Raw genomic sequence first — 21107 nt, 5'->3', positions numbered from 1 at the left:
TGTTTCAATTATTAAAAACCTTAGTTTTCTTCTAATTCTTCTTTCCATACGGTTGAAAGAAAATACTTGTCAGTTGAACTATCAAAGCATCCAAAATATACAGTTGTATCTTTTGAGGCTAATGTGAACCAAGATCCTCCATTTATTGATAGCTTAAATTCATTCTGCTGTTGAATTATTTTACCTGAAATTTCGCAAGGTAAATGATCGAACAAATAGTGCCAATCAGAACCGCTGAGCTCTTGTGAGCTTACTATGATTGAGTTTATTTCTTCTTCAGTGAGAGTCCAACCAATGCATATTGAAGTATCTTCTTCCGAAGAGGGGTAATCATTTCCTTTTGTGATTTGGCTAATCAAAAAAAATGTGTTTTTATCAAAAAGCTGATTTGATAATCCAACCTTCTGAATAGCGACATCTTGCTCGGTTTTACTACCTGCAAGACTCTTTTTGTTATCTTTTGATGGGGCTTCACAGGAGATTGAAATCAGCAAAAGAACAAATATGAAAGTTTGATTAATAAATGACATGAGCGAACTTTTGTCATAAAAACAAGCTCTTTGAATCGAAAGGCTCAAAGGGCTTGTCTTCAGATAATTACTATTGGTTCTTAATACAACCAATTCAACTTAATATACAATCCTGAGTCGCCGTCTTTTTCATCTAGGGCTACTCCATAATCGATAGAAACGATGAAGTTGTCATTGAGCCCAACTTTGAGACCAAGGCCTGTGCTTACGTGGAGTTTTTCGGTGTCGGGGGCAAAGTAATCCTCAAACCTATCCTCGCCCATATCGGCTTGGGTAACGTTTACATCAATTTTTTGCACTACTTGCCCCATGTCGGCGAAGAGGTTTGTACCCAAGTAAAGGTTTTGGTTGAATACCTGTGTATTCAAAAATTTCCAACGAAGCTCGGTGTTCAAAAGGGCGATACCGTCACCAACAACCCTGTTTCTCATAATACCTCTAAGAGAACTGGCCCCACCCAATCCTTGTGAAGTAGCCGAGGTCATGATGGTGGGAACTATGTGTGGCTGCATGTGGAAAGGGACTTTTCCCGTAATAGTTCCTTGGTAACCCAAGCGGTAGGCTAGTACTAGATTTTTGGAATTAGTAAGTGAAAAGTACTGCCTCAGCACCAATGTGAGTTTGGAGTAATCGTGCTTGCTATCTCCTAAAAAGCCTGGCGCATAGGAATAAACAGCTTCCGCCCAAGTACCCTTGGTAGGGAAGGCTTCAAAATCTCTGGAGTCATAGACCAAACCTGCTTTAAGATAAGTGGTTTTGTTACCTGTAGCCTCTTCTGGACTTAGCACGCCCCATTTCACATATTTGTCATACAAGCCTTCAATTGGGGGAAGTTTATCGGCTTCGTCCTTGCCTCGGTTGAGGTTATCAATGTCCACAGCGCCAACTTTGTTGTTGTAGTGGGCAAAGCCGGCTAGCCACCTAAACTTATCTGTATCGGCTTTTAATTTCCCTTGAAAGGTTGCCATCGCCCTGAACAAGCGACGGTCGTGGCGGTAAAACACCCTCGATTTGTAGTCAGCGTGTGTGTCATTTTCCCAGTTGGCATTATACACGGCATCGTAGCCATTAAATCCAAAAAACTGGATGGCCTTCTCGGTGAGGTAACTCACATCGGCAGTCACCCTAATGTTGGGGATAAGGTATTCCGAATCGAAATAAAATCGGTTAATTCCACTTCCTTTGGTAGTCCTGGACCATTCTATATAAATTGACTGAAGGTATTCGGGGTATTTTGTGCCATCGCCATAGTTGTAAAAGTTGGCGAGTGCCCCGTATTGAAATCCTACATCGGTATCGAAAGAGATGGCGGGCAAGGCGCCAAAAGTCCAACCTTTTTTGATTTTCTTTTCCTTGGTTTCTTCGCTGCTGAGGCTGTCGGCTTGCTGACCAAAAAGTTGCCCCGAAAGGCAGGTTAAGAATACTAAAATAAAATAATTGAGTAGTTTTTTCTGAGAATGCATTGAGCTAGTTTTTAACAAAAGATAGAATAAGAATACAATGTTTTATGGCTCTTAAAAAACACTTGAAACCGTAATTTGCTTTTAAAATCGGTAAAAGTAAAGAAAATGGAAACATATTATTGAGGTCTTTATTAATGCTCGACATACTTTCAAAAACAGACTTAAGCCTGCTGTTTTTAGCGTTTTTGAAAATTTAGTATGGGAAGAGGTAAGCATTCCAAACAGCTTTTGAAAGACCATCAATTATTTTTTGTGTCAGATTTAATATTTTCACAGAAGTTTGAGGGTATGATTATGAATTTATCTAACTATTAATCTATAACATGAAGTACGGACATTTTAATGACGAAAGAAGAGAGTATGTGATCACCAATCCACAAACCCCGTGGCCTTGGATCAATTACCTTGGAAATGAAGATTTTTTTGGTTTAATCTCTAATACTGCCGGAGGTTATACTTTTTACAAAGATGCTAAGTTTAGAAGACTTACTCGTTACCGCTACAATAATGTCCCGATGGATGAAGGCGGAAGGTATTTCTACATAAAAGATGGGGATACTATTTGGAATCCGGGCTGGAAACCATGCAAAACGGAGCTCGATAGCTACGAGTGCCGCCATGGTTTGAGTTATACTAACATTAAGGGTGTGAAAGATGGAGTTGAGGCTGAGGTTTTGACCTTTATTCCATTGAAGTTTTGGGGAGAACTGAGAAAAGTAACTCTTAAAAACACAACGGGAGAGGTAAAAAGCTTGAAGCTTTTCTCCTTTGTAGAATGGGCGCTTTGGAATGCGGAAGATGATATGGCTAATTTCCAACGAAATTTTTCTACAGGCGAAGTGGAAATTGAAGGCTCTACTATTTACCACAAAACGGAGTACAAAGAGCGTAGGAATCACTATGCATTTCACAATGTAAATGTCCCTATTCAAGGCTACGATACCGACAGGGAGTCATTTATTGGGTTGTACAATAGTTTTGGAAATCCGCAGGTAGTAGTAGAGGGAGCTCCAAAAAATACGGAAGCCCACGGATGGTCTCCTATTGCTTCTCACTACATAGAAATAGAGCTGCAACCGGGTGAAAGCAAAGATCTTGTTTTCCAACTGGGCTATGTGGAAAATGAAGCAGATGATAAGTGGGAAAGCAAGGGCGTGATCAACAAGAAGAAGGCAAAAGAAATGATGGCTCGTTTCGATACCGCTGAAAAAGTGGATGCCGCTCTTGAAGAATTGAAAGCGTATTGGGACAACCTATTGAGCAAGGTTAGCATCGAGTCTGGCGACGAAAAGCTGGATAGGATGGTGAATATCTGGAACCAGTATCAATGCATGGTAACATTTAACATGTCTCGTTCGGCATCATTCTTTGAGTCGGGGATAGGGCGTGGAATGGGCTTCCGCGATAGCAACCAAGATTTAATTGGCTTCGTGCACCAGATTCCAGAAAGAGCTCGGGAAAGGATTTTTGACATTGCTTCTACCCAATTTGAAGATGGGTCTTGCTACCACCAATACCAGCCACTTACCAAAAGGGGAAATGCGGCAATAGGAGGGGACTTCAACGATGACCCTATGTGGTTGATTCTTTCTACCACGGAGTATATTAAAGAAACGGGCGATTTCAGTCTGCTCGATGAGATGGTGCCTTTCGACAATGATGAATCTCGTGCGAAGACACATTTCGACCACCTAAAAGTTTCTTTCTACCATGTGGTAAATAACTTAGGTCCTCATGGGCTTCCGCTTATCGGTCGTGCCGACTGGAACGACTGCCTGAACTTGAACTGTTTTTCTGACGATCCGAATGAATCGTTCCAAACTACTGGAAATAAAAAAGGAGATACTGCCGAGTCGGTGATGATTGCCGGTTTGTTTGTGGTGTATGGAAAAGATTACATTACCCTTTGTAAGCAAATAGGAAAAGACGAAGAAGCTGCCGAAGCTCAAAAGCATGTGGATAACATGATAGAAGCGGTGAAAGCTCACGGCTGGGATGGTGAGTGGTACTTGCGTGCCTACGATTATTTCGGAAAGAAAGTGGGAAGCAACGAAAATGAAGAGGCAAAAATCTTTATTGAGTCGCAAGGCTGGTGTACCATGGCGGAGATCGGACTTGAAGAAGGCATGGTCAAAAAATCACTCGACTCTGTGAAAGAACGCCTCGATTGTGAGTACGGAATAGTATTGAACAACCCTGCCTTCACCAAGTATTACATAGAGTACGGTGAGATTTCTACCTACCCTGCAGGCTACAAGGAAAATGCGGGTATTTTCTGCCACAACAACCCTTGGGTAATGATTGGCGAAACGGTTCTTGGCAGAGGCGATCAGGCTTGGGATTATTTCCAGAAGATTTGCCCTGCTTACCTTGAAGATATCTCTGATCTGCATAAAGTAGAACCGTATGTATATTGCCAGATGATTGCGGGTAAAGATGCGTTTAAACCGGGTGAGGGTAAAAATTCGTGGCTTTCTGGAACAGCAGCGTGGAACTTCTATACAGTTACTCAGTATATCCTTGGCGTGAAGCCAGATTACAAAGGGCTTTTGGTTAACCCATGTATTCCTACAAAATGGGATGGCTTCAAAATGAAGCGTGAATTCCGTGGGGCTACTTACAACATAGAGGTGAAAAACCCTGACCATATAAGCAAAGGAGTGAAGCAGATGATAGTAGATGGCAATCCTGTTGAAGGGAACATAGTTCCAATTTTTGAAGCTGGAACGGAACATTCTGTTGAAGTGATTATGGGTTAATTACTTCATTTTATAACTGAACAGTATAAGAGGCTTCCTTCGGGATGTCTCTTTTTTTATATACATAATCGTAGTAACTTTATAATACTGTGTTTTTTACTTAAAAAGTGCTTAGCTTTAATGTTTTTATACAATATATGTATATACATTGAACTAAATTTAGGCTGACCTGTTTTCTTTATTAGTGGTCAATTTTTTAAGGCTCTAAAAAAATTAATTGTTTTAAATTTTATTAAAATGAACGTGAACAAAATTATTTACTGGATAGCGACGGGCTTGCTATCTGCTATGATGCTTATGTCGGCGGGCATGTACTTTTTCAACAATGTTGAAGTAAGTGCAACTTTCGAAAGGCTTGGCTATCCAGCAGCATTGGTTTACCCTTTGGCTATTGCCAAGTTATTGGGGATAACAGCTATTCTCACAAAAAAATCTGCTCTTCTGAAGAATCTAGCGTATGTAGGTTTTTTAATCAATTTCACTCTAGCGTTAATTGCTCATCTCAAAGTGAACGATGGTGAGTTTTACGGGGCGGCTATGGCGTTGGTATTACTGGCGGCTTCTTATTTCTTCGATAGAAAAGTATTTACTCCATCTATCACATAAACCCACTTCGAAAAAAGTATAAAAAAGAGAGAGAGGTTCCTAGGAAGGAGTCTCTCTCTTTTGCTTTAGGGCTTTTTTCTTCGCAGATTTATCGCTTTCCTGAAATATCATTCTGAATTATCGTTTTATAACCATAACATTTTTATGAATCATAAACGATAAACAATCTAGAATGAAGGCACTTACACATCTTCGATTATCCCTCACGTTACTATCCCTGTTTTTTGCAATTGGGTTAAATGCTGCCCCCATACTCGAACTTTCTCCAACCAATTGGGAGACTAAGCTCAAGGGAAAGACTGTCTTGGTTTATATGTCATTGGGCTGCGATGTCGGGTCATTTTCATCTCAAATGTTTAGAGAGTCATTAGACGATTTAGAAGGGGTTTACGTTTCTGCCTTTGATGTAAATTCGGCTAGTAAAATGATGCAAGGGAAGCCGTATGACCTATCTTCAATTGTTCTTATCCAAGATGGAAAAGTTTTGGAAAGCTCTGAGGAAAGTGGGGCTAAATTAGGAGGCTATAATCATAAGAGAATTTGGGTATATAATACCTTAAAAAAGCACAACATAGCATTTAGGATGGCGATTCCTGAGCAGTCTAGGCTCAAACCGTTGGCTGATAATGGACCGGTAGACCTAAATAAAGGGCTGAATGCGATTTACCGCTTTGACAACGGACTAGCAGATGAGACCGGTCAACGGAAAGAGTTCAGGCTTCATGGTACGGCAAAAGTAGTAGATGGAGCTTTTTATGCTGATGGTGTGTATGATAGTAACAGAACAAGTGGTTCTTATCAAGCATTCGACTATGGCGAAAAAGGCTTTCCAAACGGGTTCACAGTTCATGCAAATGTAAAAGTCTCCAAGTCTGAGGAGCGAAGAAAATTTGTGCTGGGTCTGGGATACAGAAAGTTTGAATTTAGCCTTTTTGATGACGAATTAATGTTCAATGCCCATTTGTATGGAAAGTTGGCTCCCGAGGATTATGAATATTCTGATGATAATTACTATTTGTCTGAAGTACCCTTTGAATATGATCAATGGAACAGTTTCATTATTAGCACAGATTTTTACTCGAAAAGGATTTACTTAGTAATAAATGGAAAACGTTACGATGATATCCATCTTTCAAACAGATTTATAGAGTTTTTTAAAAAATATGGTGTTGGCACAGATGGGGTCAAGTTCTATAATTATGGTTGGGGTGCGATTTTAAACGGATATGCCGATGATGTTGTGGTGTATGAACGGAAGTTGAATATTTCTGAGATGATGGCACTTTATAACAAATATACCAAGAACCCCAACAGACCAAGTGTGGTAAATGAGGTTATAGGAAACGATGTTGTGTACCCAGTCTCTCCCGAATCGCCTTCAAGCCCAGCTTCGGTGTGGGCAGGCGATTGGCAGACAACATGGGGAGAGGACATGATTTTTACCCAAATCCGTGTTGACAATGGAAAAGTAGAAGGTGAGTACAACCATGAGGGTGGTAAGATGATGGGAAAAGCAAGTGAGTCTGGTGATTCATATTCCCTAACAGGGACATGGATACAAAAAAACACCCGTGGGTGGTTTCAATTTGAAATGAAAAAGGGGGAAAATAAATTTACGGGTACTTGGGGCTATACTGGTTCAAACAAACCATCTGGTACTTGGAACGGGTTTCATAGATAAACTTGATTTGCGTTTGAGACAAAAAAGGGGAAGCTGCTTAGCGGCTTCCCCTTTTTTATTGTACCAGGCTTTAAAAGCCTGGTTTTTTTAAGCTACTTTTTTGAGTGCTTTGAAGTCAGATTTTGAGCTTTTGAAAACAGCTTTTTGCTTGTTTACACTCTTTTTGGCTTTAGCCAATTCTTTCTTCTTACCTTTCTTTTTCGCTTTTTTAAACTTTGCTATTGATTTGGCAAGTTGCTTTTTAGAGGCTTTCAATTGTTTTTCAGCTTTCTTTAACTTCTTTTTCAACTTCGCTTTTTTCATGGTAATTAGGATTTTTTGTTAATTAAATATTTCCCCAAAGCTAACCTAATGTTACTAAATGAATCAAATTCCAATGTTAAGTTTTGAGGGATAAGCTAAAAATTAACATTGGGAATGATGTAAAGTATTGATATTTAGTTACTTTCTAAGTTCTTCCATATCAGTGATGATTTCTTTGAGTTTTTTGAAAGAGTTTTTGTACATAAGGTTAAGGTCAAGCCTATATAGCGGGCCAGCAAAGATTCCAATTATTAGAGCGATAAAAAGCACAGCCAAGGAAGGGTAGAGGGGAAAGCCCCAAACTAGTTGGAGGTCAGGGAATTTAGTGGCCAACTTTTCCATCACCTGTTCACCGTAAGTAGAAAACCGAAAGCCTACCATAAACGATATGAAGATCAAGGGGTAGAAAAAGCGAAATATTTGTGTAAAACTTGCAATGGCTTCTTGTAACCAATTATCAAAAGCTTTCAAATACTGATAAGTGCTAAGGTTTTTTTCAATGTTTTCCATTCTATCAAATTGCTTTTTAGAATACATGGCTAAGCCGATAAAGATCAGGAGCATAAACAAACCAACCCAAATAGTACCTGCAAAAACTGACCATGCAAAGAAAAAAAGCCCAAGCCCTATTATAAACAGGAAATTGAGTTTAAACATCTTTATGAGCTTATCTATGATATTTTTCGATTTCTGTGTGTACAAATTATTTATTTTGGGAGCTATCATGGCATCGTCATTCAAAAAGCCGTCTTTCCAGGTGTTTTCTATCGAATTGTCCATATTGTTTTCTTTTTTGTGAAATGAATAAAGGTTATGCGGTCAATATTTTCTTTAGGCGTTCTTTGATTCTTGAAATTCTCACGCCTATGTTGTTTGGGTTTGTTCCTATGATTTCGGCAATTTCCTGATACGATTTTTCCTCCAAATAGAGTAAAATCACCGCCCTGTCCACTTCCGAAAGTTGCCTAATGGCGTTGTATAATTGGTTCAATGCCTCGCTTTTGAAAGCATGGTTTTCCACCGACAGCTCAGGGATATAATCGGAAGCAAAGTGTTGCCCTTTCTTTTTCTTTAGCAAAGTGAGGCACACATTTAGGGTTAGCCGATATATCCAAGTAGACCATTCTGACTGTTGGCTGAAATTCTCCCTGCTGCGCCAAATTTGTAGACAAACTTCCTGGTAGTAATCTTCAAAATCTTCTTGAGAATTGGTATAAGCCCTACAGATTTTGATGATGATGCCGGCAAAGGGTAAAATGGAAGAAGTATAAAAATCGCTGCTCAAGTGAATCTCTGTTTTTTTAGAGGTTAGTGGCAGAAGCTAAAGGATTATTACAGGGTATCGAAAAAAAAAACAGAATTTTTGGGTAGGAATTAATGGTGTTATTCACATGCCAGTTTTTTTTGAACCTTTCAAAGCCTAGAAGATAAGGGCTTTGAAGGACTGGAGGACATTGTACATTTGTTTAGGTAGGTTGTGAGCCATTTTTCTAGCATGCTGTTACTTCTGAGGGATTAAAATCTTCTTACAGAAAATACGTGAGTAATTTCCGCTATTTGCATTAAGCAGCTATTTTCGCAGAAAATTAAGAAACATTCTAACAATGGGCATTCTAACTTCTCCATTCAGCTTTACTCCTGGCGCTAACCCTACTGTAGGCTTACCCGATCTCTATTTTGTCTTTTTCCAAGGAAAACTTTTGGTTGAGGAAGTAAAAAAACAGCCAAGGGTGCTTTTTTCTAGGGACAAATTCGAAAAGATAAAACAGGAAATAATAAACGAAGAATATCTCGGTCTGCTCAATGAGTCGAACTGCTATGTGGTAGAGCTTCATGAAGCTTCAGAAGAAATTCCGAGTAATTGGGCATTTCTGCCTATTCGTGAGCTTTTTGGGAAAATCCCCGATGAGTCGGCGTTGCTTTGCGGAAGGGCTAACCATATGCTCTTTTGGGCTGGAAGGCATAAGTTTTGCGGGAAGTGTGGTACTAGAACTAGGCGCAAGGAAGATGAAGTTGCCAAAGAATGCCCTAAGTGCGGAAGCGTGCATTACCCTTCTATTTACCCAGCCATTATAGTGGCCATTACCAGAGGAAATCAGATTTTACTAGCACATGCCAATAGATTTAACCGAAGGTTTTACAGTGTGTTGGCAGGTTTTGTAGAGATGGGAGAGACACTGGAAGAGTGCGTTGCCCGTGAGGTGATGGAAGAAGTTGGGATCAAGGTGAAAAATGTAAAGTATTTTGGAAGCCAGCCATGGCCCTTTCCTAATTCGCTTATGCTCGGGTTTACTGCCGAATATGCTTCGGGTGAAATAAAAGTCGATCCAGTAGAGCTCACCGATGCCGATTGGTATACGCCAGAAAATATGCCACCTGTTCCGCCACCTATTAGCATTGCTGGTAAGCTCATCCAATGGTTTTTGGATGGGAAAAAATAGGGACTCAAAAAGAAAAAGTGCTAGATTCTTAAGTTCCCAAGCCAGCAACATGCACTCGAAACCCTTTTTATTTTTACTTACAATTCTTCTCGAAGTCTTCTATCGTTTCTTTTTCCCCTTTTTCAATGGAAAATTCCCATTCTTGGCAAGCCTTTGTTTTATCGCCAAAGGTGAAATAAGCATTGCCCAAGTAAAAGTGAATATCATCCATGGCAGGATTTTTCTCCAAGGCTTTTTGGAGAGTGCTAATAGCAGTGCTATCGCCCGATTTGTATTGGTAAATCCCAAGGTTTCTAAAAGCCATCGCGTTGTTTGGGTCGTAGAAAAAAGAGTTTTTAATATCTTCTTGCCCTGCTTCTAGCTGACCGAGCATTAGTTTTACAAAGCCTCGATTGTTGAGGTAATACGGAGCAGCGGGTTTTATTTTTAGGGCTTTTTCTAAATAATCGAGAGCAGTTTCATAATCCCCTTTTTCCGCCATGAGCAAGCCTAGGTTGTTGTAGGCAAAATCTGAGTTTTCACCCATTTCCAGCGACTTTTTGAAAAGACTTTCCGCTTCGTCGTACTTTTTAAAGAAAAAATAAATAGAGCCTTTGTTAAGGTAGGCAGTGACGTCTTCGGGGTTAAGCTCTATCACTTTGTCAAAGTCGGCAATTGCTTCGTCAAACTGACCTAGCTTTTGATAAACCGTACCTCGGTTCGTATATACATCCACCGAATCGGGTAAAATGACGACTGCTTGGTTTAGGTCTTCCAAAGCTTTTTCAAATGCCCCAAGTTCAAACCAAGCATTGGCTCGGTTGTAATATGCATTTCCAAAAGCACTATCAATTTTAATGGCACTATTGTAATCTTCCACTGCACGGATGTAATCGTTCAGGCCAAACCAGGCAATCCCTCGATTGTTGTATGCATCTACAAAGTTGCTGTCTTCTTGAATGGCTTGGTCCAGAAAGCGGATGGCATCGTTGTATTCATCTTTTTCCAAGTGTAGTTTGGCACGTTGGAAAAAACGAATGGTACTGTTCTGCCTGCCCGATTCGCTTCCGCAAGCTGTCAATATGAAAAAAATAAAAATGTATAATATGTTTTTTGAAAGATTCATTTTGCCTTAGTCTGAATGAAATGGTTGTTGAACTAAACTATTCTGCTGCAAGTTTAAATACTCCTGCCGAGATAAAACAAAATGCTTGATTGAAATTGTTTTTAATGCGACCACCTCCTAATAATCATTTCGTACTGTCGGTGCTTTGGTTGCTTATATGTTTTATCAATGAGATAAGAGATACAAGTGCCCATACACCTTCCAATAAAATAAAGGGCCAATAGTCCATCAGGATGGAAGCGAGGCAAGCCATGCCTGCCCCTGTCAGGTTCAACACCATAAAAGCGACATCATCCTTTCCAATCTTCCCAGTCACATTCAGGATATATGCCAAAAGGATTTGAAATACGCCGATAAATCCTGTCCAATCTGTAGTGTTCAATGGGAGTGAGGTTGATTATATTTCTGAAAATGATGCACGAACAAGGATTAACGAATATCGAGTTTAGAAGTCAAGGGCGAAGTGTGATTGTGAGGGTTAATAACAATTACATATCATCTGCTAATTTATTTAAAGATTTAGAAACAAGCCAATCGCTAGTAAAATCTAGAATATCAATACTTTCTTTAATACTATCGAAAGAATTCTCTTTTTTTATCTTTAGTGAAGAAGTAATAGTTCCACTAAATGTATCTTGTTGAATGACTTTGTCTTCGAACTCTATAAATTCAATGTAATTTGTAATTAGATAAAAAAAAGGACTGCTTTTTATTGATTCAAATTTGTCAATAGATATTTCCTCCTCAAGTACACAATCTATTTTTAATTCAAAGGGAATAAAAATACTTCCATCTTCATATAACCTTGCCTTCGAGTAGTGGATTTCAGGTTCTTCTATTGTTGAGATTTTTGTTAAAAGGTCAGGTGCTTTTCCAGACCTCTTATGTAACTCAAAAGGTACTGAAGATAACAAATGAAATTCAATTATAGACTTGACTTCTTTCTCATGTTTTATCAGAAGATCAATAGTGCTTTTGACGTTTCCTAAACTTTCTAACTTGGAAATTATAGCTTTTAATTCTTCTTCTTCAAATAATTTATCTATAGAATCAAGAACTTTAGTGTTTTTAATTGTTATAACAGCATTAGATAAATTTTGATCATTGCATAGGAAATATTTATTACCATCGATTGATTTTATATTATGGTAGATAAATGCATCTGGAATATCTTTTCTATTTTTTTTTGACGAAAACGGTGGGTTACCTTTAGTATAATCATTAAATACTCTCGAAATAAGAAAGCCACTATAATAACTCTCATATGATAGATTGCTATTACGGCGAAAGCTCCTCCATTTACTTTCTATTAACTTTAACTCTTCATTTTTTAATGCTTTGTATTTTTCAATATCAGAGGTTATTGAGTTGTTTTTTAGTAAAGACTTTCGAGTTAATGCCTTTAAATGGCTAATTATCTTGTCATACTCTTCTTCTAATTCAGCTTGGAGTTGTGATAAGAACTCAATTCTAACTATTTCAGGAATGATAAATTCTATAAACTCACGCTTTGATAATTCTGCTAATAGTAAAATCGCATCAGTCTTTAGTGTTTTATGTTTTCTGAGAATGCTAGTATCAATAATAATTTTTGGTTTCATTTTTTAGCTATTCAAATCAAACCCCCGGAGCCTGAATGTTATCATAGGTTGGGTTGCTTACTACCTCGAAGTTGGCGGGTAGGATAGGTCGGTAAGCTGGATTTTTGTTCATGCGGTCCACCACGCTTTTGTGTATGAGGGAGTTTTCGGGGATTTGCCTCATCACTGCTTTCCATACTTTCCAAAATCCTTCCCTCGATTCGTGTGATTTGCAGTGGCAGTCTTGCTTCAGCTTTTTCTCCCAACCATCTTTGAGCTTAAGCCCAGCCGCTTGTGCTTTGTCCATCATCCAGCCCAAGGCTATGTCGGAAAGACCGGTTTCGGTATACCAACCGCCCACATCGGAGTGTACGCCAGCAAACCATGCTTGTTCTATAGTTTGGTAGGCTTGCTCGCGAGCAAGCTCATCCCAAAGGCTAACAGGGAATTTCGAACGCTTTTCGTCTATGGAAATGGCATGATAGCCGTAGGTTACGTCAGGATTGAGCTTGGCGTCGTAAAAGGTTTTGCTGTGGATAGATCCTAGAGAGCCAACAGTATCCCATACGCCTACAAAGTGGGGCTTGCATTCATTGCAAAATCCTTTTTTGAAATCATTGGCAACGCCAAACCTTTTCTCGTTGTACATTTTGGAAACATAGGGGATTAGGTTTTTGCTGCCTTTCTGCAACAAACCGAATTTGTGGAGCATACCTGCCAAAGCCCTAGCGGTAAAAGCCCCTCGGCTAAAACCGAAGATATAAAGTTTGTCCCCTGGCTCGTATCGGTTCATGAGGTATTCGTAGCCATCTTCAATGTTTTGTTGCAAGCCTGAGCCAAATGCCTGACCCAGTATTATACCTACTTTTTTGCCCAAGTTTCTGCCTAGCACGCTAAAAGTACCCACGCCAGGATCGTAAAAACCAATTTGCTCCTTGTCTCGGATAATCGATTCAAATGTTTTTACCACATTGGTGTTGTTCTTTCCATATTCATTGCCTGTTCCATCGTAACAAACTACTATGTTCTTTCCCATTAGAGCATTTTTTGTATTTCCAAAGAATAAAAAAACGTTTACCTGCTCAATATAAACAGATAAACGTTTTAAATCAAAATATTACAGAATTTTACCTAAGTACTATAGCCGTTAATAATAAAAAATATTTTGTTGGTACAAGGAATCGGCTAGTCCTCTTATCTCCACTTCTACTTTTAGCGGGTTTTCCTCCCAGTAGATGTTCAGTAGCCCAAAGTTTTTCTTTATTATAAGTTCGCCTTCTCGGTGAGGATTATATTCTTCCCCAGCTTCGCCCCAAGTATGGGTAAGCCCGCTTGCAGTTATTTCGTATAGTGGATAGCCCAAGTCTTCCAGCTCAACTTTAGAGACCTCGGCAATGTGCCTGTCCCCACTGAGCAAGATAGCCCCATTGGGTTTGGTTTGTTGGATAAGATCGAATAAGCGTTGCCTTTCGTGGGGGAAGTTCCCCCATTTTTCCCAGCCGTGTTGGTCGGGAATTATTTGAATGCCGCTGCCTACCAAATGGATAGCCGCCTCGTTTTTCTCAAATTCCTTTTCCAGCCATGCCCATTGTTCTTCGCCTAGTATAGTTCCCGTTTCTCGGGGTTGGTAGCGGAGTTCAGGATCGGGAGAGGGCGTTAAGGTATCTCTGAAGTATCGGGCATCCAATAAGATGATTTTCACTTTTTTATCTCCTTCGCCTATAAGGTAAGAATTATAGGCGCCTTCTCTGTTCCAAACGGGATCGGTGCTGGATATATCCAAAAACTCAAACATGAGGTCTCGGCTTTCTTTCTTCATTGGGTACTCTTTTCCACCATCGTTCACGCCGTAGTCGTGGTCGTCCCAAATGCCGAACACCTTGGTGTTTTCTCTCAGTTTGGTGTAGTCAGGGTTTGCCTTTTGGGTATCGTACTTTTCTTTCAATAAGCTCATGTCTTCAGTATCGCCATAGACATTGTCGCCCAACCAGACCCAAGCTTGGGGCTGTTGGTTAAGTACCGATTTCCACATGGCTTGGTCTCGTCTGTGTTCGTTGCAAGAGCCAAAGGCAATGGTGGTGATAGCGGGTTCAGTTACCTCGTTTTTTTCTGTTTGTTTATCGCAGCTTGTAAACCCTAGAACGAGGAGGGCTAACCCAAGAATTGATATTAAGGTATTTTTGGTCATATAATGTGGTTTTTGTTGATGTAATGCCCCAAAAGTAAAGCTGAAAGTTGAGTAAGGTACTTATTTGTGATGAATTTATTGTTTCATAAAACTTGCTGGAAAATAATAGGCATATAACTTTTAGTATTATATGCTAGTTGTCTATCTTTCGCAGAAAGAAATACGCAGGCAAGAATATTTGTGAACATTGAATCTAATTGAAACATCTAGTATAAATGGAAGAAGGATTTATTGATGGAATAGGGTTGCTTAAGAAAAAGCTGATGACCTGGGCGGAAACGTTGATAGAAATGCTGCCAGATATGATCTTAGCAGGCGTCGTGATGTTTATATTTTTTAGACTGGCTAAGCTGGCTAAAAATCTGACATTCAAATTGCTCTCAAAAGTCATAACCAATCACACTATTCTTGGCGTCCTGTCTCTGGCGGTCTATTATTTTGTATTGTTCGAAGGGCTCTTTATTGCCCTCAATACACTAGATCTAGACCAAACAGTCACGCAATTGCTAGCTGGTGCAGGTATCATTGGTTTGGGTTTGAGTTTCGCTTTCCAAAGCATTGCTGCCAATATTATTTCTGGGATCATCATTGCTGCCCAGCGGCCGTTGAGCATAGGAGACCTAATTTCTACCAATGGTGAAACAGGGGTGGTTCAGGCAATTGACCTTAGGGTGGTGCACCTGAGAACCTTCACAGGGGAAGATATTTTGGTGCCATCAAAGCAGATAATAGAAAGCCCTCTTACCAATTATAGCCTTAGCCAGAAAAGGCGCCTGCACCTAGAAGTAGGGGTATCCTACGGAGAAGACTTGGAGCGAGTGAAAGAGATAACATTAAATGCAGTGAAGGACATCAATGGGTTAGACAGCACTCTTCCTCCACTTTTGAGCTTTCGAAGTTTTGATGATAGTTCTATCACTTTCGAGTTGTTTTTGTGGCTGCCTACCAATGATCAAACCCAGTTTTTGGAGGCGAGAAGCTTGGTGGTAATTGCCATCAAAAAAGCCTATGATGCAAATGAAATCACCATACCGTTCCCAATCAGGACGTTGGATTTTGGTATAAAAGGGGGGAAACAACTGGGCGAGGTAAAGTTCGATCCTTCTTTTGGTAAAAATGATTCGAACTAAACCGAACACAAGATCGAAAAAAGTGGTTTAGGAAGTTAAATAAGCTTTATGAAACAGTTTTTACTCACCTCTTTATTTGAAGTGGTATCAATTTCATTAGCAAAAAACAAACGAATAGATATAGGAATTATGAAAACAACTCACCTGTGGTTAGCTTTTTTACTCTTTGGACTTTTTTCATGTAACAGCTCTAAAAAGGAGAGTGGGGAAGCAATAGCTGAACAACCTTTGGCTAAAGAGAGCGTGACATCTGCCAGCGATGTGCAATCTGCTTCGGAAGCCGGAAAGAAAAGAATTGTGTTTTTTGGAAATAGCTTGACCGCTGGTTACGGTCTGGAACCTGACCAAGCTTTTTCAGCACTTATCCAAAACAAGATAGACGAGCTTGGTTGGGAGTATGAAGTGGTGAATGCGGGTTTGAGTGGAGAAACTACTGCTGGTGGTACAAATAGGATAGAATGGGTGCTGAAGCAGCCAGTGGATATTTTTGTGTTGGAGTTGGGTGGTAACGATGCCCTTCGCGGGATTGACCCCGAATCATCTCAAAAGAATTTGCAGAAGATTATTGATATAACAAAGGCTAAATATCCCGATGTGGAAATAGTGCTGGCAGGGATGATGGCTCCTCCTAACATGGGAGAAGACTATGGTACAAAGTTTCAGCAAATTTATCCAACCCTTGCAGAGAAAAATAACATAGCTCTCATCCCTTTTCTTCTCGAGGATGTAGGAGGTGAGTCGCATTTGAATTTGCCCGATGGAATCCATCCAAATGTAGAAGGGCAGAAGATTGTAGCTGAAACAGTTTGGGGAATTTTGAAGCCTTTGCTGGAAGAAGTTCAATAATCTCGAAACATTTTTCCTTTTATAGACTTTGTAATACATTCTATCACATTATATTTTTTTAACATAAACTCAATTTCATACCATGAAAAAAAACATGTTTAAAGCACTTAGTTTGCTAGCACTATCTTTCTTATTTGCCTTTTCTGCTCATGCTCAGGCTAAAATGCCTATGCCGAGCCCTTCAGCTAGTGTATCTCAGCTTGTAGGTTTTACCGAGATTACCATCGATTATTCTTCACCTGGAGTGAAAGGACGTAAGGTTTTCGGAGAGCTTGAGAAATGGGGTGTCACTTGGAGAGCAGGTGCCAATGCTGCTACAAAAGTCACGTTTAGCACTGGTGTAAAAATTGGAGACAAAGATTTAAGAGCTGGTTCTTATACCTTGTTTATTACTCCTATGGAAAATGAAGATTGGGTAGTGCATATCAACAGCAAAGGAAATAGTGTATTTACTTATATGAAAGATGGGAAAATAGATGAGGCCGCTCTTGCTGCTGACGATGCTGTTTCTATCAAAGTGAAACCTGTTAAAATGCCTGAACCTACTGAAAGATTGATGTATTATGTTTCTGCCGGCGATAACAAAGTAGGGGAAGTCGGAATGCTTTGGGCAGATTATTATATAGCATTTGATGTAGATACAAAAGCTGATGCGATAGTAGAAGGCATCAAAAAGACATTGAACTAATCGACGAAGATTAGCATATTTCGAAGCCCTTTGGTATTTCCAAAGGGCTTTTTTATTTTTACCCCAACTACTCCTTTCAATATTCCTTTCAGTTTGTTATATTTAGTAACAAGTCTTACGGCTTTTCAAACAAACTTCCTTTCATCATTTTTTTCTATCCTTAAACCTTTAATGAAAATGAAGAATATTTTGTTGCTTACAGGCGATTATGCTGAAGATTATGAAACGATGGTGCCGTTTCAAATGCTCCTGATGGTGGGGCACAATGTACATGCTGTCTGCCCAGGAAAAAAGAAAGGAGACTTTGTACCTACTGCCATCCACGACTTTGAAGGAGACCAGACTTACAGTGAAAAAAGAGGGCATAACTTCGTGTTAAACTATTCATTCGACGATGTGGAATTTGGGGAATACGATGCGATAGTAATTGCCGGAGGGCGTGCACCGGAGTACCTTCGCCTAAATGTCAAGGTGATAGAAATGGTACAGCATTTTGCCAAGGAGGACAAACCAATTGCAGCAGTTTGCCACGGTATTCAGATTTTGACAGCGGCAGGAGTGGTGGAAGGGAAAACCTTGACTTGTTACCCAGCAGTAGGGCCAGAAGTGCCGATGGCTGGTGGCACATATAAAGAAGTAGCCGTAGATGATGTAGTAGTGGACGGGAAATTGGTTACATCGCCAGCATGGCCTGGGCACCCCAAATGGATCGCTGCTTTTTTGAAAGTGCTAGGAACTAAAATCGAATTATAAGAAATAAAAAAAAGCCCTTGGTTTTTCGAAAACTAAGGGTTGTTTTTTGAAATAAACCTATCATCTAGGAGGTCAGCCAATCTTTAGCATCCTCTATATCTTCAAACGGCTTTACAGCTTTGTCTCTTCCCAATATGAGGTTATAGGCCATCAAGAGCATTTTTTTTGCTGGGCTATTGATACCAACTACCGCTCTTTTAATGGCTAGCTTCGGGGTGTCTTTTACAGCCTCCTTAGCTTTTTTCATATAGGTCTGTGATACAAAAGTATCTCTGAAATCAGTGAGTTGTAAGTATTCTTTGTTCTCTTCAATTATCCCTTTTTGAGCCGCTACTAACACCTCCATTAATGCATCATCACCCTTGCATCCTCTGTAGTCTATGTAGACAATTTCTTTTCCGTTGTGAGTAATTTTATTGAATCCAGACATTTTATTGTGTTACGTTTTAAGTTCATTCCTTTCAATAAACGACAACATGAGGCTTAGATTTCACATTAGTAGTGACATTTATTGTATATAAATGTCTGAAATACAGTTAAATTCAAATACTGTGTTTTTTCTTATGATGAATTAGTTTTTTTAACCGATTCTCTTGAGTAATTTGGGGTCGTATTCATGTTTTTACCCCAGAACAAATTAAAGATGAAAAGAGGTTTTTTAAAGATTTTTTATTTGATGGCCATTGCCTCGATTTTTTCTGCTTGTGAGAAAAAAGAAAAAAAGGAAGAGGTAGTAGCTGAAGCTCCTAAAGCAGAAGCATCTGTTTCCAAAGAAGCATATGGCGCCACACAAGATGGGATTGATGTTGATCTCTACACGTTGGAAAATGCTAACGGCATGGTGGTCAAAGTCACAAATTATGGTGGGATTATTACTTCTATTCTTACTCCAGATAAATCAGGTGAGTTTGGTGAAATCACACTAGGTTTTGATTCAGTTGCAGATTATGAAAACTACAGCCCGTATTTTGGAGCGCTTATAGGCAGGTACGGCAACCGAATAGCCAATGGGAAGTTTAGCCTAGACGGTGTAGACTATGAGTTGGTTCAAAATAATGGTAAGAACCACTTGCACGGAGGAACAAAAGGGTTTGACAAAGTAGTTTGGGCTGCTGAAGAATTTAAAACCGAGGAAGGTGCTGGTTTGACTTTGACCTATCTTAGTAAAGATATGGAAGAGGGATACCCGGGAAATCTCAATGTGGAGGTTTTGTATTTCTTGACCAACTCAGATGAATTGGAAGTGACCTATAAGGCTACTACGGATAAGAAGACGATTGTAAATCTTACACAGCATGCCTATTTTAACTTTACGGACAATGCAAAGACCGATATTTTGGACCATGAGGTAATGATTGCTTCGGATAAGTTAGTGCCTGTTGACGAAACACTCATTCCTACTGGCGAGCTTACTTCAGTGGAAGGAACTCCGTTTGATTTCAACATTCCAATAAAAATTGGGGAGAAGATAGAAGAGGAAAATGAGCAGCTAAAATATGGTTTGGGTTACGACCACTGCTTTGTGTTGAAAAAAGAAAAGCAAGATAGTTTAGAGCTAGCTGCTACAGTTTACGACCCTGAGAGTGGTAGGTTTATGGAGCTTTATACTACTGAACCAGCTATCCAATTCTATTCGGGCAACTTCCTTGATGGTTCATTTGTAGGGAGAGGTGGTGTCAGTTATAATTTTAGAGATGCGCTTTGCCTTGAGCCAGAGCACTATCCAGATTCTCCTAACCAATCTGATTTTCCAAGTACAGTGTTGAACCCTGGCGAAGAATATTATACCAAAACGGTATATTCTTTTTCGGTGAAATAGCTTTTAATTATTGATATATAATTGAAGAGGCGCAATTAGTTGCGCCTCTTTTTTTGCCCTATTTTATTCGGTCAAGTAACCATACATCAGCTTGGCGGTTCGCTTCGATGCGCCTTCTGTTTTGATCTTTTCTATCATTTCTTCGTAGCCTTTCAGCATCTTCTCTCTTTCTTTTCCTAATACTTTCCCCAATTCTTCTTTCAGATTTTCCGCATTCAACTCCGCTTGTATCAGCTCTTTCACCAAAGGTTTGTCGGCTATCAAGTTCACCAATGAAATGTAAGGGACTTGAATGAGATTCTTGGCAATGAGGTAAGAAACCGTACCTGTTTTGTAGCAGACTACCTGTGGTACTTTGAGCAGGGCAGTTTCCAAAGTTGCTGTTCCGGAAGTGACCAGTGCCGCTTTGGAGTGGTTGAGAAGGTCGTATGTTTGGTTAAAAACAATAGGAAGGTTCAATGCTTTGGCGGGTTTGTAAAGCTCATCGGGAAGCTCTGAAACCCCAGCTACCACAAACTGGTAATCGGGAAACTTGCTTGCCGTTTCCACCATATTTCCCAAGATAGATTTTACTTCCTGCTTGCGACTTCCTGGCAAAAGTGCTACAATAGGTTTCGCATCTGCCAACTTATTTTCTTCTAAGAAATTAGCGTTGGGAGAAAATTCAGCTACCGCATCGAACAGGGGGTTGCCCACATAATCGACCTCAAAATCATACTTCTTGTAAAAAGCTTTTTCAAAGTGCATGATCACAAACATCTTGTCTACCAGGCGCTTTATTTTGTAAGCCCGTTTCGTGTTCCATGCCCACACTTTTGGGGAAATGTAGTAATAGGTTTTGATCCCTTGGGCTTTGGTGAACTCTGCTATTTTCAGGTTGAAACCAGCGTAATCTACCAGAATGACTACATCAGGGTCCCAATCTTTTATATCTGATTTGCAGTATTTTATGAAAGATGAGATGGTGCGAAGGTTCATGGCGACTTCCAAGAAGCCCATGAAGGAAGTTTCGCGGATATGTTTGGCTAAAGCTACGCCTTCTTCCTCCATTCGGTCACCGCCCCAGCCTCTAAATTCGCCTTCCACATCAAGTGACTTTAATTGTTTTACCAACTTGGCGGCGTGCATGTCGCCCGATTTCTCGCCTGATATAATGTAGTATTTCAATGTGTCTTCTTTTTGAGTTCTAAAAATTGCTTCCCACCCGTTTTCAAT

21 protein-coding genes are annotated in these 21107 nt (G+C 39.8%); 9 read left to right on the top strand and 12 right to left on the bottom strand.

Features of this window, described 5'->3' with window-relative positions; all coding sequences use genetic code 11:
• Positions 1-20: 20 nt before the first annotated feature.
• Positions 21-530: a hypothetical protein gene (locus tag R9C00_15155; GenBank protein ID WPO33040.1), complete on the bottom strand. Its 510-nt coding sequence runs from the start codon at positions 528-530 to the stop codon at positions 21-23.
• Positions 531-610: 80 nt separating this feature from the next.
• A complete protein-coding gene (locus R9C00_15150; GenBank protein ID WPO33039.1) occupies positions 611-1993 on the bottom strand; it encodes a BamA/TamA family outer membrane protein in 1383 nt (460 codons plus the stop codon).
• A gap of 323 nt (positions 1994-2316) precedes the next feature.
• Here R9C00_15150 and R9C00_15145 point away from each other — a divergent pair, with 323 nt between their 5' ends.
• The 3 genes from R9C00_15145 (at position 2317) to R9C00_15135 (ending at position 7039) form a co-directional block, all read left to right on the top strand.
• Positions 2317-4752 (top strand): hypothetical protein, encoded by a 2436-nt coding sequence (locus tag R9C00_15145; GenBank protein ID WPO33038.1) that lies wholly within the window; start codon positions 2317-2319, stop codon positions 4750-4752.
• Positions 4753-4989: 237 nt separating this feature from the next.
• A complete protein-coding gene (locus R9C00_15140; GenBank protein WPO33037.1) occupies positions 4990-5358 on the top strand; it encodes a DoxX family protein in 369 nt (122 codons plus the stop codon).
• Between the two features lie 172 nt (positions 5359-5530).
• A complete protein-coding gene (locus R9C00_15135) occupies positions 5531-7039 on the top strand; it encodes a hypothetical protein (GenBank protein WPO33036.1) in 1509 nt (502 codons plus the stop codon).
• Positions 7040-7126: 87 nt separating this feature from the next.
• Here R9C00_15135 and R9C00_15130 read toward each other — a convergent pair whose 3' ends face one another.
• The 3 genes from R9C00_15130 to R9C00_15120 form a co-directional block, all read right to left on the bottom strand.
• Positions 7127-7342 (bottom strand): hypothetical protein, encoded by a 216-nt coding sequence (locus tag R9C00_15130; protein ID WPO33035.1) that lies wholly within the window; start codon positions 7340-7342, stop codon positions 7127-7129.
• Between the two features lie 138 nt (positions 7343-7480).
• Positions 7481-8122, bottom strand: a complete 642-nt coding sequence (locus R9C00_15125) for a hypothetical protein (protein WPO33034.1) — start codon at positions 8120-8122, stop codon at positions 7481-7483.
• A gap of 31 nt (positions 8123-8153) precedes the next feature.
• A complete protein-coding gene (locus R9C00_15120) occupies positions 8154-8627 on the bottom strand; it encodes a sigma-70 family RNA polymerase sigma factor (protein ID WPO33033.1) in 474 nt (157 codons plus the stop codon).
• Between the two features lie 319 nt (positions 8628-8946).
• On the opposite strand from R9C00_15120, the gene nudC reads away from it, so the two are divergent.
• Positions 8947-9783 carry an NAD(+) diphosphatase gene (gene nudC / locus R9C00_15115; GenBank protein ID WPO33032.1) on the top strand — a complete coding sequence of 279 codons (837 nt, stop codon included), beginning with the start codon at positions 8947-8949 and terminating at the stop codon, positions 9781-9783.
• 73 nt (positions 9784-9856) lie between these two features.
• On the opposite strand, the gene R9C00_15110 is transcribed toward nudC, so the two are convergent.
• The 5 genes from R9C00_15110 to R9C00_15090 all read right to left on the bottom strand — a co-directional run bounded on the left by R9C00_15110 (position 9857) and on the right by R9C00_15090 (position 14656).
• Positions 9857-10888, bottom strand: a complete 1032-nt coding sequence (locus R9C00_15110; protein ID WPO33031.1) for a tetratricopeptide repeat protein — start codon at positions 10886-10888, stop codon at positions 9857-9859.
• 124 nt (positions 10889-11012) lie between these two features.
• Positions 11013-11270 (bottom strand): hypothetical protein, encoded by a 258-nt coding sequence (locus tag R9C00_15105; GenBank protein WPO33030.1) that lies wholly within the window; start codon positions 11268-11270, stop codon positions 11013-11015.
• A gap of 106 nt (positions 11271-11376) precedes the next feature.
• Positions 11377-12489: a PIN domain-containing protein gene (locus R9C00_15100; protein ID WPO33029.1), complete on the bottom strand. Its 1113-nt coding sequence runs from the start codon at positions 12487-12489 to the stop codon at positions 11377-11379.
• 16 nt (positions 12490-12505) lie between these two features.
• Entirely contained in the window at positions 12506-13504 is a 999-nt protein-coding gene (locus R9C00_15095) for a DUF2235 domain-containing protein (GenBank protein ID WPO33028.1), read from the bottom strand.
• A gap of 111 nt (positions 13505-13615) precedes the next feature.
• Positions 13616-14656: an alkaline phosphatase D family protein gene (locus R9C00_15090; protein ID WPO33027.1), complete on the bottom strand. Its 1041-nt coding sequence runs from the start codon at positions 14654-14656 to the stop codon at positions 13616-13618.
• A 215-nt stretch (positions 14657-14871) separates the two neighbouring features.
• Here R9C00_15090 and R9C00_15085 point away from each other — a divergent pair, with 215 nt between their 5' ends.
• The 4 genes from R9C00_15085 (at position 14872) to R9C00_15070 (ending at position 18073) form a co-directional block, all read left to right on the top strand.
• Positions 14872-15786 (top strand): mechanosensitive ion channel family protein, encoded by a 915-nt coding sequence (locus R9C00_15085; protein ID WPO33026.1) that lies wholly within the window; start codon positions 14872-14874, stop codon positions 15784-15786.
• Between the two features lie 48 nt (positions 15787-15834).
• A complete protein-coding gene (locus R9C00_15080; protein ID WPO33025.1) occupies positions 15835-16632 on the top strand; it encodes an arylesterase in 798 nt (265 codons plus the stop codon).
• An 82-nt stretch (positions 16633-16714) separates the two neighbouring features.
• Positions 16715-17320 carry a DUF2911 domain-containing protein gene (locus R9C00_15075; protein WPO33024.1) on the top strand — a complete coding sequence of 202 codons (606 nt, stop codon included), beginning with the start codon at positions 16715-16717 and terminating at the stop codon, positions 17318-17320.
• A 177-nt stretch (positions 17321-17497) separates the two neighbouring features.
• Positions 17498-18073 (top strand): DJ-1/PfpI family protein, encoded by a 576-nt coding sequence (locus R9C00_15070; protein ID WPO33023.1) that lies wholly within the window; start codon positions 17498-17500, stop codon positions 18071-18073.
• Positions 18074-18137: 64 nt separating this feature from the next.
• On the opposite strand, the gene R9C00_15065 is transcribed toward R9C00_15070, so the two are convergent.
• Positions 18138-18503 carry a hypothetical protein gene (locus tag R9C00_15065; protein ID WPO33022.1) on the bottom strand — a complete coding sequence of 122 codons (366 nt, stop codon included), beginning with the start codon at positions 18501-18503 and terminating at the stop codon, positions 18138-18140.
• Between the two features lie 213 nt (positions 18504-18716).
• Between R9C00_15065 and R9C00_15060 the strand changes: the two genes are divergently transcribed.
• Positions 18717-19892, top strand: coding sequence for an aldose epimerase family protein (locus R9C00_15060; protein WPO33021.1), 1176 nt, complete (start codon positions 18717-18719; stop codon positions 19890-19892).
• Between the two features lie 63 nt (positions 19893-19955).
• On the opposite strand, the gene lpxB is transcribed toward R9C00_15060, so the two are convergent.
• Positions 19956-21059 carry a lipid-A-disaccharide synthase gene (gene lpxB / locus R9C00_15055; GenBank protein ID WPO33020.1) on the bottom strand — a complete coding sequence of 368 codons (1104 nt, stop codon included), beginning with the start codon at positions 21057-21059 and terminating at the stop codon, positions 19956-19958.
• Positions 21060-21107 lie beyond the last annotated feature (48 nt).

Source organism: Flammeovirgaceae bacterium SG7u.111, assembly GCA_034044135.1.
In the GTDB taxonomy this organism is placed as follows: domain Bacteria; phylum Bacteroidota; class Bacteroidia; order Cytophagales; family Flammeovirgaceae.
The sequence above is the reverse complement of the archived record's forward strand: the minus strand, read 5'-3'. Positions and strand labels throughout refer to the sequence as shown.

What these genes read in the sequence shown, in the direction of transcription:
- R9C00_15100 (WPO33029.1), bottom strand. Translation starts at nt 12,489, where the DNA reads ATGAAACCAAAAATTATTATTGATACTAGCATTCTCAGAAAACATAAA.
- R9C00_15125 (WPO33034.1), bottom strand. Translation starts at nt 8,122, where the DNA reads ATGGACAATTCGATAGAAAACACCTGGAAAGACGGCTTTTTGAATGAC.
- R9C00_15150 (WPO33039.1), bottom strand. Translation starts at nt 1,993, where the DNA reads ATGCATTCTCAGAAAAAACTACTCAATTATTTTATTTTAGTATTCTTA.
- R9C00_15095 (WPO33028.1), bottom strand. Translation starts at nt 13,504, where the DNA reads ATGGGAAAGAACATAGTAGTTTGTTACGATGGAACAGGCAATGAATAT.
- R9C00_15065 (WPO33022.1), bottom strand. Translation starts at nt 18,503, where the DNA reads ATGTCTGGATTCAATAAAATTACTCACAACGGAAAAGAAATTGTCTAC.
- R9C00_15085 (WPO33026.1), top strand. Translation starts at nt 14,872, where the DNA reads ATGGAAGAAGGATTTATTGATGGAATAGGGTTGCTTAAGAAAAAGCTG.
- R9C00_15060 (WPO33021.1), top strand. Translation starts at nt 18,717, where the DNA reads ATGAAAAGAGGTTTTTTAAAGATTTTTTATTTGATGGCCATTGCCTCG.
- nudC (WPO33032.1), top strand. Translation starts at nt 8,947, where the DNA reads ATGGGCATTCTAACTTCTCCATTCAGCTTTACTCCTGGCGCTAACCCT.
- R9C00_15145 (WPO33038.1), top strand. Translation starts at nt 2,317, where the DNA reads ATGAAGTACGGACATTTTAATGACGAAAGAAGAGAGTATGTGATCACC.
- R9C00_15130 (WPO33035.1), bottom strand. Translation starts at nt 7,342, where the DNA reads ATGAAAAAAGCGAAGTTGAAAAAGAAGTTAAAGAAAGCTGAAAAACAA.
- R9C00_15090 (WPO33027.1), bottom strand. Translation starts at nt 14,656, where the DNA reads ATGACCAAAAATACCTTAATATCAATTCTTGGGTTAGCCCTCCTCGTT.
- R9C00_15075 (WPO33024.1), top strand. Translation starts at nt 16,715, where the DNA reads ATGAAAAAAAACATGTTTAAAGCACTTAGTTTGCTAGCACTATCTTTC.
- R9C00_15155 (WPO33040.1), bottom strand. Translation starts at nt 530, where the DNA reads ATGTCATTTATTAATCAAACTTTCATATTTGTTCTTTTGCTGATTTCA.
- R9C00_15110 (WPO33031.1), bottom strand. Translation starts at nt 10,888, where the DNA reads ATGAATCTTTCAAAAAACATATTATACATTTTTATTTTTTTCATATTG.
- R9C00_15135 (WPO33036.1), top strand. Translation starts at nt 5,531, where the DNA reads ATGAAGGCACTTACACATCTTCGATTATCCCTCACGTTACTATCCCTG.
- R9C00_15070 (WPO33023.1), top strand. Translation starts at nt 17,498, where the DNA reads ATGAAGAATATTTTGTTGCTTACAGGCGATTATGCTGAAGATTATGAA.
- R9C00_15140 (WPO33037.1), top strand. Translation starts at nt 4,990, where the DNA reads ATGAACGTGAACAAAATTATTTACTGGATAGCGACGGGCTTGCTATCT.
- R9C00_15080 (WPO33025.1), top strand. Translation starts at nt 15,835, where the DNA reads ATGAAACAGTTTTTACTCACCTCTTTATTTGAAGTGGTATCAATTTCA.